Consider the following 14630-nt stretch of genomic DNA (forward strand, 5'->3'; position numbering starts at 1 on the left):
AAACCAACAATTAGACAGCGTTGGAACCAGCAAATAGATGTCACTCAATTATTAAACTTTCATCTTATATGTACGGCTTACAGCCGTACATAATTGCATCTATCTCCACTAAATGCTATCTTCCATCAGTACAATATATACACGAAAGCTATTACTACAAACGAGTAAGAAATGGTAATTATCAAACAACAGGAGTGACCTAGAATGGCAACGATATCAGTGGAAAAAACACTCAAAGCGGCTAAAAATGCGCGCATAGAGTTAAAAACCAGCACCGAGCTAAAAGAAATCTTACGTCAGGCTGCGCAGGTTGCTGGTGTCGATTTAAGTGCTTTTATCTTGAACACAGCTTTCGAACGAGCAGAAGAAGTTCTGGAAAACCAAAAACGCCGTGAGTTAGATGAAGAAAACTGGCGTACCTTGAATATATTGATTGCTGAACCCGCATCTCCAACACTTGCTTTATGTGCTTTGATGAGAAAGAACAGAGATGGAAAAGCTATTAAATGAAATCATGGTTGAATACATTTGTGTGAACTATCAGAGCGATATGACATATCCAGGGCAAAAAGCTTTTGATTGTGGCAATCATGTTATTAATCGTTACGTTCGCAGTAGTCTTAGGAGTAACGTCGCCAATGGAAATTGTGTTGCCAAGGTTCTAATTGACACCAAAACGGGGGAATTACTTGGAGTTTGTAGTTTTACTGGCTATTCATTGGCAAAATCTCGGCTCAGTGGTGTATTGAGCGGCTCTATGCCAAGTGACCTTTCTGTCGTTCGTTTGGTGATGCTAGGAGTATCAGTTAAGCATCAAAATAAAGGATATGGTCATATTTTAATGAGGGAATTTTTACAGCATGCCATTAAAGTTCATAATGTGATGCCCATTAAGGGAATATTTCTGGATGCTGCTCCTGATGCTATTGCATTTTATACACTCCTAGGATTTGTTGAATTAGGAATTCCTTCACCTAATAGAACAACTCCCATGTTTTTAAAAATTCAGGATTTATTGGCAGCTATAAAGTAACAGCTATTCATTTTTTGAATAACTAACCATTAACATCCTGATACTCCCCCTACATAAATGCAAATGGTTGCTTCTGCAAATAAAAAATAACATGACATATTGAACAAGCCATTTATCTGGTTAAAAGAATCTTTTTGCAGGAGAAGTAGTATGAGTAACCATTATGATATTTTGATCATAGGCGCCGGAGTTTCCGGTATTGGCATGGCGTGTCATCTGGCAAGGGAATGTCCTAATAAAAAAGTGGGGATCTTAGAACGTCGCCATAATATAGGGGGAACTTGGGATTTATTTCGCTATCCAGGTATTCGTACAGATTCGGATATGATGAGCTATGGCTATAAATTCCGTCCTTGGACAGATACTAGTATTTTTGCTGATGGGCCTTCAATTAGGCGCTATCTCCATTCAGTAGCAACAGAGTATGAAGTTGATAAGAAAATACAGTTCGGGTTAAAGATTATTCAAACTGACTGGTCAAATGAAATTTGCCAATGGACGGTTACTGCAATTGATGAATCCAGTGGAGAAACTCGGCAATTTACCTGTCATTTTCTTATCATGGCGACAGGTTACTACAACTATGATGAACCTCATTTACCCAAATTTCCTGGTCTTGAAGATTTCAAAGGTCCAATCATTCATCCTCAATACTGGCCCGAAGAATTGGATTACAAAGGAAAGCGAGTTGTTGTGATTGGAAGTGGTGCAACCGCAGTCACTTTACTGCCTGCAATGGCTAATGATACTGAACATATCACCATGCTACAGCGTTCCCCCAGTTATATTTTATCAATACCAGGAAGGGATAAGATTGCAGAACTGTTAAAAGGCATTATTCCTCAACGTTGGATTTATACGTTAAGTAAAAATCGCAATATCTTATTTTTCAGTTCGCTGTATAAGATAAGTCGATATTTTCCTAACCTGCTCAGATCGTTTTTATTGGGATTGGCTCGCAGAAAGGTTGGCTCTGGTTTTGACATGAAACACTTGACGCCAAAGTACATGCCATGGGATGAACGGTTGTGCTTTGTTCCCGACAGTAACCTGTTCAACGTACTGAAAGAAGGCAAAGCTTCTATCGTTACCGACCAGATTGAGCGTATTACTGCAAATGGCATTTTGTTGCAATCTGGTAAGGAATTACCCGCAGATATCATAGTGACAGCGACAGGACTGCAATTACATCTTATGGGGGGAATAGAACTTTTTATTGATGGACAAAAACCACAAAGTCATAGCCAATTGTTATATAAGGGAACATTGGTACAGGGTGTTCCTAATTTTGCTTATCTGGTTGGCTATATCAATAATGCCTGGACATTAAAAATTGATCTCTCAGCCGAATATATTTGTCGTTTGTTAAATGAGATGGATCGCCGCCATGCCAAGGTGGTCACACCGCATGCGCAACTGGATGAAGTAGTAATTAATGAGCATATTTTTGGTTCTTTGCGTTCAGGTTATGTGAGGCGTGGTGAATCTGGTCTTCCTCGTCAAGGGCGTAGCCAAAATTGGCATGTTTCACATGATTATAAAAAGGATAAAGAGATATTTGGGCAAACTATTGATGATACGGCATTACGGTGGAAGTAAATTTTAACTCACGATTTGTGATGAGCCGTAACAAACCGAAGGCAAATCTCATGGCTTCAAAATCGCAGACATATCGCTTTAAAAGTTCCAGTGCTATAGCTCATAAATATACTTGCACCTTTCGTTATATTTTGTCAGTTTTAATGAGATTAGTGGTATCTGATGAACATCTTTCAAGGCAGGGTAAACATGAGTAAGAGTGTAGGTTTTATCGGCTGGCGTGGTATGGTCGGCTCAGTATTGATGCACCGGATGGTAGAAGAGCGGGATTTTGACGAAATAAATCCGGTTTTCTTTACTACTTCCCAACACGGGCTTCCTGCCCCGCAGTTTACAATAAATAGCGCAGGAAAATCAGGAGTCTTACAGAATGCTTTTGATATTGAGGCGCTGAGTGCGCTAGATATTATCATTAGTTGCCAGGGCGGGGATTATACCAATGAAATCTACCCTAAACTGAGAGCAACTGGCTGGCAGGGATATTGGATCGATGCCGCTTCTGCGCTGCGTATGAATGATGATGCCGTCATTATTCTTGATCCTGTTAACCATCAACATATTCAAAATAGCCTGAATAAAGGCATCAAGACTTTTGTTGGCGGTAACTGTACCGTTAGCTTGATGCTGATGTCATTGGGAGGGCTATTTGCCAATGATTTGATTGAGTGGGCGTCGGTATCAAGCTATCAGGCGGCTTCTGGCGGTGGTGCCCGCCATATGCGTGAGCTGCTGGTGCAAATGGGGATGTTGCATAATCAGGTTGCTGAGGAGCTACAGAATCCCGCTTCCGCGATTTTGGATATTGAAAAACGTGTAACGGATTTTACCCGCAGCGGTGCATTGCCAACTGACCAGTTCGGGGTTCCTTTGGCGGGAAGCTTGATTCCTTGGATTGATAAGCAACTGGAAAATGGGCAGAGCCGCGAAGAATGGAAAGGTCAGGCAGAAACCAACAAGATCTTGAACACGGGCAAGAATGTGATCCCGATTGATGGCCTGTGTGTCCGTATTGGGGCATTGCGCTGCCATAGTCAGGCTTTTACCCTGAAATTGAAAAAAGATATTCCTATCCATGAAATTGAAACATTGTTGGCTTCTCATAATGATTGGGTGCGCGTGATCCCAAATGATCGTGAACTAACGATGCGTGAGTTAACACCGGCAGCAGTGACTGGTACGTTGAATACGCCAGTGGGTCGTCTGCGTAAGCTGAATATGGGGCCGGAGTATTTATCTGCCTTTACGGTGGGCGATCAGTTGCTATGGGGAGCAGCAGAGCCTTTGCGCCGTATGTTACGTATTTTGCTGTAAGAATTCATATAGAGGGATAATATTCTATCCCAGATAGCACAGGGTTATCTGGGATAATAGGATTTAAGCAGTAATATTAGATATCAATATTTGCCGCTTTCAGGGCATTCTCTTCAATAAATGCTCGGCGAGGTTCAACCGCATCTCCCATCAGAGTCGTGAACAGTTGGTCAGTGGCAATCGCATCTTTCACTGTTACACGCATCATGCGACGTGTTTCTGGGTTCATGGTCGTTTCCCACAACTGATCAGGATTCATCTCTCCCAGACCTTTATAGCGCTGAACGGAAAGACCACGGCGTGACTCTTTAGTCAGCCATTCTAGAGCCTGTTCAAAGCTGCTTATTGCCTGACGACGTTCACCACGTTCGATGTATGCACCTTCCTCAATCAAATTCCCGATCAATTCACCCAGTTTGGTAATGCGGCGATATTCGCCACCGTGAATAAAATCAAAATCCAGATTGTAGTTGGTATCAACGCCATGTGTGCGAATGCACAGAACGGGTTCGAAAATTTGGCGTTCACGGTTCTCATGGATTTGATAGCTGTAAGTGCTGCCATGCTGCTCGTTGTCATTCAGACGAGTAGCCAGTGCACTTACCCATTCTTCCACTTTTGCCTGATTGTTCAAAGCATCTTCGGTTAGTTTTGGATGGTAAACCAGGTTATTCAGCAGAGCCAGCGGATACAGACGTTCCATGCGACGGATGATTTTCTGAGCGGCATTGAATTCATTCACCAATTTTTCCAATGCTTCTCCTTTCAGGGCGGGTGCATGTGGATTGGTATACAATGCTGCGCCATCCAATGCAATGGACATCAAGTAGGCTTCCATTGCATCATCATCTTTGATGTATTGCTCTTGTTTGCCTTTCTTCACTTTATACAATGGTGGCTGGGCAATGTAGACATAGCCGCGCTCAATGATTTCCGGCATCTGACGATAGAAGAATGTCAGCAGCAAAGTACGGATGTGAGAACCATCAACGTCGGCATCGGTCATGATGATAATGCTGTGATAACGCAGCTTGTCTGGGTTGTATTCATCACGGCCAATTCCGCAACCTAGAGCAGTGATCAAAGTGGCGACTTCCTGTGAGGAGAGCATTTTGTCAAAGCGTGCTTTCTCAACGTTCAGGATCTTACCTTTCAATGGCAGAATAGCCTGGTTCTTACGGTTGCGTCCTTGTTTTGCCGAACCGCCCGCAGAATCACCCTCTACCAGGTAGAGTTCGGACAGGGCTGGATCGCGCTCTTGGCAGTCAGCCAGTTTGCCCGGCAATCCGGCCAGATCCAGTGCCCCTTTGCGGCGAGTCATCTCACGGGCTTTACGTGCTGCTTCACGGGCACGGGCTGCATCAATGATTTTGCCGACGACAGTTTTGGCATCATTCGGGTTTTCCAGCAGGTATTCCACCAGCTTCTCATTCATCAGGGTTTCGACCACCGTCTTCACTTCGGAAGAAACCAGCTTGTCTTTGGTCTGAGAAGAAAATTTAGGATCTGGTACTTTAACGGAAATCACCGCAATCAGGCCTTCACGGGCATCATCACCTGTCGCGCTGACTTTGGATTTTTTGTTGTAACCCTCTTTGTCCATGTAGCTATTGAGGGTACGGGTCATCGCAGTACGGAAACCTACTAAATGGGTTCCCCCATCGCGCTGAGGAATGTTGTTGGTGAAACAGTAAATGTTTTCCTGAAAACCGTCATTCCATTGCATGGAAATTTCAACACCAATACCGTCTTTTTCGGTACAGAAATAGAAGACATTTGGGTGAATTGGGTTTTTATTGCGGCTCAGGAATTCAACAAACGCTTTGATTCCCCCTTCATAGTGGAAGAGATCTTCGGTATTTGTACGTTTGTCGATTAAACGAATGGCAACACCGGAGTTGAGGAATGATAATTCACGCAGGCGTTTGGCCAGAATATCGAATTCGAACTCAGTGTTAATCTTAAACGTATCCATACTTGGCCAGAAACGGACAGTCGTTCCTGTCTGTTCAGTATCACCGACGACTTTCAATGGTGACTGTGGTACGCCCAGACAATAGGTTTGTTCGTGAACCTTACCGTCACGGCGGATAGTCAGTTCCAGTTTTTCCGATAAGGCGTTAACAACAGAAACCCCCACGCCATGTAAGCCACCGGAAACTTTATAGGAGTTATCATCGAATTTACCCCCCGCATGCAGCACGGTCATGATGACTTCTGCTGCTGAAACACCTTCTTCTTCGTGTATGTCGGTCGGAATACCGCGGCCATCATCCTGCACAGAAACTGAATTATCTGCGTGGATAGTGACAGTTATTTTGTCACAATGACCTGCGAGGGCTTCGTCGATAGCGTTATCAACAACCTCGAAGACCATGTGGTGCAGGCCGGTACCATCATCGGTATCACCGATATACATGCCTGGACGTTTACGGACGGCATCCAGCCCTTTTAATACCTTGATACTTGAGGAGTCATATGTATTCGACATCAACGTTTCTCGCTCATCTTAATCCTGTGGTTGAACCTCTATTTTGCCATGTTCCACGCGAAACATCCTGCTATTTACATCAATCATGTCTGTAACTTGCCCGGTCGTGATTGCACTGACAAACACTTGGGCTTGCGTAGATTTTAGACGCTCGGCTAATAGCTGACGACGGCCGGCATCCAGTTCTGAGGCAAAATCATCAAGCAGATACAGGCATTTTTGCCCGCTCTGTCGGGTGAAATATTCACCCTGTGCTAACCTCAATGCGCACATCAGTAACTTCAACTGACCACGGGACAGCATATCTTCTACTGGTGTACCGTCCGCCCTGATCCGTAGATCGGCTTTATGCGGGCCGGAAGCGGTGTAGGTTAGCGATCTGTCGCGCTCAAACTGCCGCGCGAGCAGTTCCGCATATTCACTCTCTTTGTCCCAACCTTGCTGGAAGCTGATATTAAGTGTGAATTCAGGTAAAAATTGTTTGCAGGTTTTTTCTATATCCTCGGAAATTCCTACAATATATTCAGCCCGCCATTGACTAATTTCGGTTGCCAATGGGGCAAGCTCTCGATCCCAATGCTGGATTTGGCTGTAGCGGGTGACTTGTCGCAATGCTGCATTCCGCTGCTTAATCAGCCTCTTGAGATTAGCCCAGGCAGCAAAAAAGCGTGGCTCATTGTGAAAGCACCCCCAGTCAATAAAGGCCCGACGATATTTCGGTCCACCATTTAGCAACGTAAAACCTTCTGGCGTGATAAGTTGCATCGGTAGTATTTTCGCTAATTCAGCAATTTTATGTCCATCACTGCCATCTATCCTGACTTTGCTGTCGCCTTGGCGGTTTTTGCTTAATCCCACTGACAAAATACGTTCATAGGATTGCTGAGCAAGTCGCCCATGGAGAATGAACTCTTCGCAATCATGACGAATGACTCTTCCTGCCTGGATACTGCGAAAAGCACGGCCGTGGCCTAATGTATAAATGGCTTCCAATATACTTGTTTTTCCGCTACCGTTCGGCCCAACCAGAAAATTAAAACCGGTTGCCAGTGGCAGGTCAGCATCCGCGATATTACGGAAATCGCGGATCAACAAACGCGAGAGAATCATATAATGAGTTAATTTTGTTACAGGCGCATTGGCATCACGACATAAGTCGCAGCCTGGCTAGCTGAATTCTCAATTTTTACGCTGGATGTGGCATCTGTTAGCAGGAGACTCACTTGCTCGCATTTCAATGCGTTTAGAACATCCAATATGTAGCTGACATTGAAGCCAATTTCCATTTCAGTACCCTGGTAACTGACATCAACAATCTCTTCTGCCTCTTCCTGCTCTGGATTATTGGCGGTAATTCTAAGCTGATTTTCACTTAAGTAGATGCGAACGCCCCGGAATTTTTCATTGGACAAAATCGCTGCCCGCGAAAATGCCTGCTTAAGCACGTCGCAATTGGCTGCCAATGTTTTATCGGGATTTTTGGGCAATACGCGACGATAATCGGGAAAACGGCCATCAACCAACTTCGATGTGAAGATAAAATCACCAACATGAGCACGAATGTTATTGCTGCCAATTTGCAATTGCAGTGGATTGTCACCGCCATCCAGCAGACGCATTAATTCAATGACGCCCTTGCGGGGTACTATCACTGAATGGGACGGCAGCTCTTGCCCGATGCTCATGGAACAAACTGCCAGACGGTGGCCATCTGTGGCAATGGTACGCAGTTCTTCGCCTTCAGTTTCAAACAACATACCATTCAAATAATAGCGAACATCCTGATGCGCCATGGAAAATTGGGTGGATTCGATCAGGCGTTTCAGTGTGGACTGAGGCAGAGAAAATTCAACTTCGCTCTGCCAGTCATCAAGATTGGGAAAATCTGAAGCGGGTAGCGTAGAGAGTGAAAAACGGCTGCGACCAGAACGAACGAGAATACGATCACCATCCAGTTCTACACTGATTTCTGCTCCGTCAGGCAACCCGCGCCAGATATCGAAAAATTTACGTGCGGGGACAGTAGTTGCACCTTGTTCATGTGGCTGGGTAAGTGTAACCCGAGCCTTCATTTCCATTTCCAAATCGGTGCCCGTCAGCAGCAGGGAACCTTCCGTTACCTGCAATAATAAGTTGCCTAAAATAGGCAGGGTAGGGCGACCACCCAAGGGGCTGCTAACCTGTTGCAAAGGTTTTAATAATTGCTCACGTTCAATGATAAATTTCATAGCGCTAGGAAGACAATGTTCTGATTAAGTTAGAAAAATCTTCTTTGATGTCGTGACTCTCTTCACGCAATTGTTCGATTTTTCGACAAGCGTGAAGTACGGTTGTATGGTCACGTCCACCAAAGGCATCCCCGATTTCAGGCAAGCTGTGATTGGTCAGCTCTTTTGCCAACGCCATTGCCATTTGTCTCGGACGGGCAACGGAGCGCGAACGGCGTTTGGAAAGCAGATCCGCGACTTTGATTTTGTAATATTCAGCCACCGTTTTCTGAATATTATCGATGGTTACCAGCTTTTCCTGTAGAGCCAATAAGTCACGTAATGCTTCGCGTACAAAATCAATAGTAATCGCACGGCCGGTAAAATTGGCATTGGCGATGACTCGATTCAAAGCGCCTTCGAGTTCACGAACGTTAGATCGCAGGCGTTTAGCAATAAAGAAAGCCACTTCCCCCGGCAACTGGATTTGGTTCTCATCAGCTTTCTTCATCAGAATGGCGACGCGAGTCTCCAGCTCTGGGGGTTCAATAGCAACGGTCAATCCCCAGCCAAAACGGGATTTTAACCGATCTTCGACGCCATTTATCTCTTTCGGATAGCGATCTGATGTCAGAATAATCTGTTGATTACCTTCTAACAAGGCATTGAACGTGTGAAAGAATTCTTCTTGGGATCGCTCTTTATTGGCAAAAAATTGAATATCATCGATCAATAGAGCATCCACTGAGCGATAATAACGTTTAAATTCTTCTATGGCATTGTTTTGCAATGCTTTTACCATATCCTGAACGAAACGTTCAGAGTGCATATAAACCACTTTTGCATTAGCCTTACGTGCCATAATGCTATTGCCGACAGCATGCAAGAGGTGGGTTTTGCCCAGTCCGGTTCCGCCATAAAGGAACAGAGGATTGTATGCTCCTCCAGGGTTATCAGCCACTTGTCTGGCGGCCGCTCTGGCGAGTTGGTTGGATTTACCTTCAACAAAGTTATCGAATGTATGCTTGGGATTAACATTGGAACGATAGGATAACTCTGGCTGAGCTTTTACATTATCCCAGCTTGGACGCACTGATGAACTGGACGGCGCAGCAGTCACCGGCATATCGGCAATGATTTTCTGAGATTTAGACTGGTTTGGCGAAACAGGCTTATTCCCTACTTCAAAACGCAGTAACGGTACTTCAGGACCACAGAAATCATTTAATAACAAATTGATATTATTAATATATTTCTCCCTTACCCAATCCAACACAAAACGGTTGGGGGCATAGAGAGCCAAAGTGTTATCACTCAGTTCTGCCTGAAGGGGTCGTATCCACATACTGAATTCTGTGGCAGGTAACTCATCCTGCAATCGGGCAAGACATTGCTGCCAAAGCGAAAGTGACACGGCGAACTCCCCTAAAACAAGACCAATAAAAGAAACCGGAATAAAAGATACGTTATATTGGGCACAAGGCATTATTCCTCGTGGCGAGGAAGATAGCATGTACCTTGTGGCGATTTTTAACATCATCGCTCCCCAGAAATCCACATAATCTGTATATAGAGAGACTGGGATCGGGATCAACGATCATAACGCAAAAGACGACACAAATCCTCATTCTTTTACACAGCTTTGACGCTTTTTATCCACAGGGAGATCATCATGCTTTGGCACTTGTAGAATATAAAGGCCCATAAGAGATACTGTAGTGGAATCATTGTATATAGCAAACTTCATTTAATTATCGTTTGAAATTCAATATGCAAATAATGTTATGTTCATACATTAAGAATGCAACGATCTGTGTATGATCCTTGCGCTTTATTGCACAGTCCGTATAATCTTGCACCCTGCGTGTTATGCCAACGATTTTTTCCGGTTAGGTCTGGTGAGGATTTGGGGTTAGCACTTCGGGTAGCAAAAAGTCTGACCTGTCTGTGATTGATTGAAGTAAAAAATCTGACAGGGGGCGGTCAGGCTCGCGTCATCTTAGATTGACGAGGGGTAGTACATTTTATTACAATCCTGCCTCTTTCTATATATTGATGTTGCGACTGAGGCATCGGTGTCTACTTTATTCTCACTGGTCGCCAACGCATTTGCTGAATCAGTAACAAATTTTAAGCTAGGTAGAAATCGCTATGAAACGCACTTTTCAACCATCCGTACTGAAGCGTAACCGTTCTCACGGCTTCCGCGCTCGTATGGCCACTAAAAATGGTCGTCAGGTTCTGGCTCGCCGTCGTGCGAAAGGCCGTGCTCGTCTGACTGTTTCTAAGTAATAAAGCTAACCAACCAAGTGGTTAAGCTCGCTTTTCCGAGGGAGTTACGTTTGTTAACTCCCGAGCATTTCACTTATGTTTTCCAGCAGCCGCAACGGGCAAGCTCCGCAGAGATAACCATTCTTGGGCGCTTGAATGAGCTGGGGCATCCCCGCATCGGTCTAACCGTCGCCAAAAAAAATGTTAAACGTGCCCATGAGCGTAATCGTATCAAGCGACTGGCTCGTGAAAGTTTTCGTTTAAACCAGCATAAATTGCCTCCAATGGATTTTGTGGTTTTGGTGAGGAAAGGGGTCGCTGAGCTCGATAACCGTGAGCTAACGGAAGCTTTGGGCAAATTATGGCGTCGTCACTGTCGCTTGGCTCGCGCCTCCTGATTGCTTTGATCAGGGGCTACCAGTTAGTGATTAGTCCACTGCTGGGGCCTCGTTGTCGTTTCAATCCTACCTGTTCCCACTATGGCATAGAGGCATTGCGCAGGTTTGGGATGATAAAAGGCAGTTGGTTAACAGTGAAACGCATATTAAAATGCCACCCTTTACACGAAGGTGGTGATGATCCTGTCCCACCTAAAAAAAACGACGATAACAGAGAACATTAACGATGGATTCGCAACGCAATCTTCTTCTCATCGCTCTGCTGTTTGTTTCGTTCTTGGTCTGGCAAGCGTGGGAAAATGATAAAAACCCACAACCAACAGCCCAGATCACGCAGCAAGCAAATACTACGCTGAGTAGCGAAGCAAGCAGTGGGCAAGGTAAACTGATTACCGTGAAAACGGATGTGCTTTCATTGCACATTAATACCCGTGGCGGTGATATCGAGGAGGCTGATCTGCTGGCCTATCCTGATACTCTCGGTTCCAAAACTCCGTTCAAATTGCTGGAAACAACCCCTGAATTCACTTATCAGGCTCAAAGTGGATTAACGGGTATCAATGGTCCAGATAATCAAGCTGAACGCCCGCTTTATCATGCCACTCAGAATAGCTTTGTTTTGGCTGATGGTCAGAATGAATTGCGTATTCCAATGACTTATACCGCGCCGGACGGCGTTGTTTATGTCAAGACCTTCGTTTTAAAACGTGGCGACTATGCCGTTTCTGTTGATTACAACGTCAATAACGTCACCGATAAACCATTACAGATGGCGTTTTTCGGTCAGTTGAAGCAGAGCGTCGAGCTACCAAAACATCGTGATACTGGCAGCAGCAACTTTGCCCTGCATACTTATCGTGGTGGTGCTTACTCTTCTGATGAAGAAAAATACGAAAAATACAAATTTGATGATATTGAAAGTAAAGCGCTTTCCGTGACCACAAAAGGCGGCTGGGTAGCGATGCTCCAGCAATATTTCGCCACTGCGTGGGTGCCGGGAGAAGGCAAAACCAGTACTTTCTATACCAAAGACCTGAAAAACCAAAAAATGGCGATCATCGGGTACAAAGGTGAAGACATCAATATTGCGCCAAACAGCCAGCAAAATATCTCTTCTACCCTGTGGGTTGGCCCTGAAATTCAGGACAAAATGGCAGCGGTTGCACCACATCTGGATCTGACCGTGGATTACGGTTGGTTGTGGTTTATTTCTCAGCCGTTATTTAAATTGCTGAAATTCCTGCATGAGTTCATCGGTAACTGGGGCTTCTCCATTATTGCGATTACCTTTATCGTGCGCGGTATCATGTATCCGCTGACCAAGGCGCAATACACCTCAATGGCGAAAATGCGCCTGTTGCAGCCGAAAATCACGGCGATGCGTGAGCGTTTTGGTGATGACCGTCAGCGCATGAGCCAGGAAATGATGGCACTGTATAAGACAGAGAAAGTGAACCCGTTGGGTGGCTGTTTGCCTCTGGTGATTCAGATGCCAATCTTCCTGGCGTTGTATTACATGTTGATGGGTTCTGTTGAGTTGCGCCATGCCCCATTCATTGGTTGGATTAAAGACTTGTCTGCTCAAGATCCTTATTACATCCTGCCATTGTTGATGGGTGTGACCATGTTTGTTATCCAGAAACTGTCACCGACTACCGTGACTGACCCAATGCAGCAGAAGATAATGACCTACATGCCTGTCGTGTTCACTGTCTTCTTCCTGTGGTTCCCATCTGGTCTGGTGTTGTACTACATCGTTAGTAACCTGGTTACCATTATCCAGCAGCAAGTTATTTTCCGCAGTCTGGAAAAACGTGGTTTACATACACGCGAGAAAAAGTAGTTGGTTTTTTTAAATTAAAACAAATATAAGTGGAAGGCGGTCATTGGCCGCCTTTATTATTTTAGTTTTGAAAGATAACGAACATAGGTCAAAAGAGAGAATTTCATGAATACCACCGATACGATAGTCGCTCAGGCCACTCCTCCGGGACGAGGTGGTGTAGGCATCCTGCGTATTTCTGGCCCTAAAGCTACGGAAGTTGCTGAGGTGGTATTGGGCAAACTCCCAAAACCTCGTTATGCCGATTACCTTCCCTTCAGTGATGCAGATGGCTCTGTACTTGATCAAGGCATTGCACTTTATTTCCCTGGCCCTAATTCATTTACGGGGGAAGATGTTCTGGAGCTTCAAGGGCACGGTGGTCCAATTATTCTGGATTTGCTGTTAAAGCGTATTCTGACTATTTCCGGTGTACGTATAGCCAACCCTGGTGAATTCTCTGAACGTGCTTTCCTCAATGATAAACTTGACTTGGCACAGGCAGAAGCCATTGCGGATTTGATCGACGCCAGTTCTGAACAGGCAGCACGTTCCGCGATGAATTCTTTGCAAGGCACGTTCTCCAACCAAGTTCATCAAATGGTAGAAGCGCTGACTAACTTGCGGATCTATGTTGAAGCCGCGATTGATTTCCCTGATGAAGAGATTGATTTCCTTTCCGATGGCAAAATAGAAGCCAAGTTGGATGAAGTGATCGCAGAACTGGAACACGTTCGTTCACAGGCACGTCAAGGCAGTTTGTTACGCGAAGGCATGAAAGTCGTGATTGCAGGTCGCCCGAATGCGGGTAAATCCAGTTTGCTCAATGCACTGGCTGGCCGTGAAGCCGCGATTGTGACTGATATTGCGGGTACAACACGCGATGTTTTGCGTGAACATATCCATATTGATGGAATGCCGCTACATGTGATTGATACGGCAGGATTACGCGAAGCCAGTGATGAGGTGGAACGTATTGGTATTGAGCGGGCATGGCAGGAAATTGAGCAGGCGGATCGAGTGCTGTTTATGGTGGACAGTACGACAACCGATGCCGTTGAGCCTGCACAAATCTGGCCGGAATTTATGGCTAAGCTGCCAGAATCGCTGCCTGTTACCGTCATTCGAAATAAGACAGATATGACTGAAGAAGAAACGGGCGTTACGGAAATCAGTGGCTATACATTAATTCGTCTCTCTGCCCGTGATGGGGAAGGTATCGATTTTCTGCGTGATCACCTAAAAGAGACAATGGGTTTTAACAGCAATACAGAAGGCGGTTTCCTTGCCCGTCGTCGTCATTTGCAGGCATTGAGCACAGCAGCGGAACATTTGCAGGAAGGTCATCAACAGCTCGTTTTTGCCCGTTCAGGGGAACTTCTGGCAGAAGAACTGCGTTTGGCACAGCAAGCATTGAGTGAAATCACAGGTGAATTCACTTCCGATGATTTACTTGGGCGGATTTTTTCCAGTTTTTGTATTGGGAAGTGAAGCAAAG

At 45.1% G+C, this 14630-nt stretch carries 13 protein-coding genes; 9 read left to right on the forward strand and 4 right to left on the reverse strand.

The features are described 5' to 3' along the window. Nucleotides 1-204 precede the first annotated feature (204 nt). The 4 genes from Xentx_RS03930 to asd all read left to right on the forward strand — a co-directional run bounded on the left by Xentx_RS03930 (nucleotide 205) and on the right by asd (nucleotide 3943). Entirely contained in the window at nucleotides 205-510 is a 306-nt protein-coding gene (locus tag Xentx_RS03930; RefSeq protein WP_074018975.1) for a type II toxin-antitoxin system TacA family antitoxin, read from the forward strand. Beyond that, the gene (locus Xentx_RS03935; protein WP_074018976.1) at nucleotides 491-1033 is read left to right on the forward strand and encodes a GNAT family N-acetyltransferase; all 543 of its coding nucleotides are present in this window, start codon (nucleotides 491-493) and stop codon (nucleotides 1031-1033) included. Before Xentx_RS03930 ends, Xentx_RS03935 begins: the two co-directional genes overlap by 20 nt. Before the next feature lie 150 nt (nucleotides 1034-1183). Next, a complete protein-coding gene (locus tag Xentx_RS03940; protein WP_074018977.1) occupies nucleotides 1184-2632 on the forward strand; it encodes a flavin-containing monooxygenase in 1449 nt (482 codons plus the stop codon). Nucleotides 2633-2821: 189 nt separating this feature from the next. Beyond that, nucleotides 2822-3943, forward strand: a complete 1122-nt coding sequence (asd, locus tag Xentx_RS03945; protein WP_074018978.1) for an aspartate-semialdehyde dehydrogenase — start codon at nucleotides 2822-2824, stop codon at nucleotides 3941-3943. Between the two features lie 76 nt (nucleotides 3944-4019). Here asd and gyrB read toward each other — a convergent pair whose 3' ends face one another. From gyrB to dnaA, 4 genes are read right to left on the reverse strand one after another with little or no spacing between them, the layout of a single operon-like run. After that, nucleotides 4020-6434: a DNA topoisomerase (ATP-hydrolyzing) subunit B gene (gyrB, locus tag Xentx_RS03950; RefSeq protein WP_074018979.1), complete on the reverse strand. Its 2415-nt coding sequence runs from the start codon at nucleotides 6432-6434 to the stop codon at nucleotides 4020-4022. A gap of 18 nt (nucleotides 6435-6452) precedes the next feature. Then, the gene (gene recF, locus Xentx_RS03955; protein WP_074018980.1) at nucleotides 6453-7544 is read right to left on the reverse strand and encodes a DNA replication/repair protein RecF; all 1092 of its coding nucleotides are present in this window, start codon (nucleotides 7542-7544) and stop codon (nucleotides 6453-6455) included. A gap of 17 nt (nucleotides 7545-7561) precedes the next feature. Beyond that, nucleotides 7562-8662, reverse strand: a complete 1101-nt coding sequence (gene dnaN, locus Xentx_RS03960; protein ID WP_074018981.1) for a DNA polymerase III subunit beta — start codon at nucleotides 8660-8662, stop codon at nucleotides 7562-7564. A 4-nt stretch (nucleotides 8663-8666) separates the two neighbouring features. After that, entirely contained in the window at nucleotides 8667-10055 is a 1389-nt protein-coding gene (gene dnaA, locus Xentx_RS03965; RefSeq protein WP_074019114.1) for a chromosomal replication initiator protein DnaA, read from the reverse strand. A 737-nt stretch (nucleotides 10056-10792) separates the two neighbouring features. Here dnaA and rpmH point away from each other — a divergent pair. The 5 genes from rpmH to mnmE all read left to right on the forward strand — a co-directional run bounded on the left by rpmH (nucleotide 10793) and on the right by mnmE (nucleotide 14623). Further along, nucleotides 10793-10933 (forward strand): 50S ribosomal protein L34, encoded by a 141-nt coding sequence (rpmH, locus tag Xentx_RS03970; RefSeq protein WP_000831330.1) that lies wholly within the window; start codon nucleotides 10793-10795, stop codon nucleotides 10931-10933. A 17-nt stretch (nucleotides 10934-10950) separates the two neighbouring features. Continuing rightward, entirely contained in the window at nucleotides 10951-11310 is a 360-nt protein-coding gene (rnpA, locus tag Xentx_RS03975) for a ribonuclease P protein component (protein WP_074018982.1), read from the forward strand. Continuing rightward, complete coding sequence (yidD, locus tag Xentx_RS03980; protein WP_074018983.1) at nucleotides 11274-11534, forward strand: membrane protein insertion efficiency factor YidD; 261 nt, start codon at nucleotides 11274-11276, stop codon at nucleotides 11532-11534. The genes rnpA and yidD overlap by 37 nt, the downstream gene beginning before the upstream one ends. A gap of 2 nt (nucleotides 11535-11536) precedes the next feature. Then, nucleotides 11537-13153 (forward strand): membrane protein insertase YidC, encoded by a 1617-nt coding sequence (yidC, locus tag Xentx_RS03985; protein WP_074018984.1) that lies wholly within the window; start codon nucleotides 11537-11539, stop codon nucleotides 13151-13153. A gap of 105 nt (nucleotides 13154-13258) precedes the next feature. Then, on the forward strand, nucleotides 13259-14623 hold the full coding sequence (gene mnmE, locus Xentx_RS03990) for a tRNA uridine-5-carboxymethylaminomethyl(34) synthesis GTPase MnmE (RefSeq protein ID WP_074018985.1): 1365 nt from the start codon (nucleotides 13259-13261) through the stop codon (nucleotides 14621-14623). The last annotated feature ends 7 nt before the right edge of the window (nucleotides 14624-14630 follow it).

Origin of the sequence: Xenorhabdus thuongxuanensis (assembly GCF_001908095.1) — a bacterium.
Taxonomy (GTDB): domain Bacteria; phylum Pseudomonadota; class Gammaproteobacteria; order Enterobacterales; family Enterobacteriaceae; genus Xenorhabdus; species Xenorhabdus thuongxuanensis.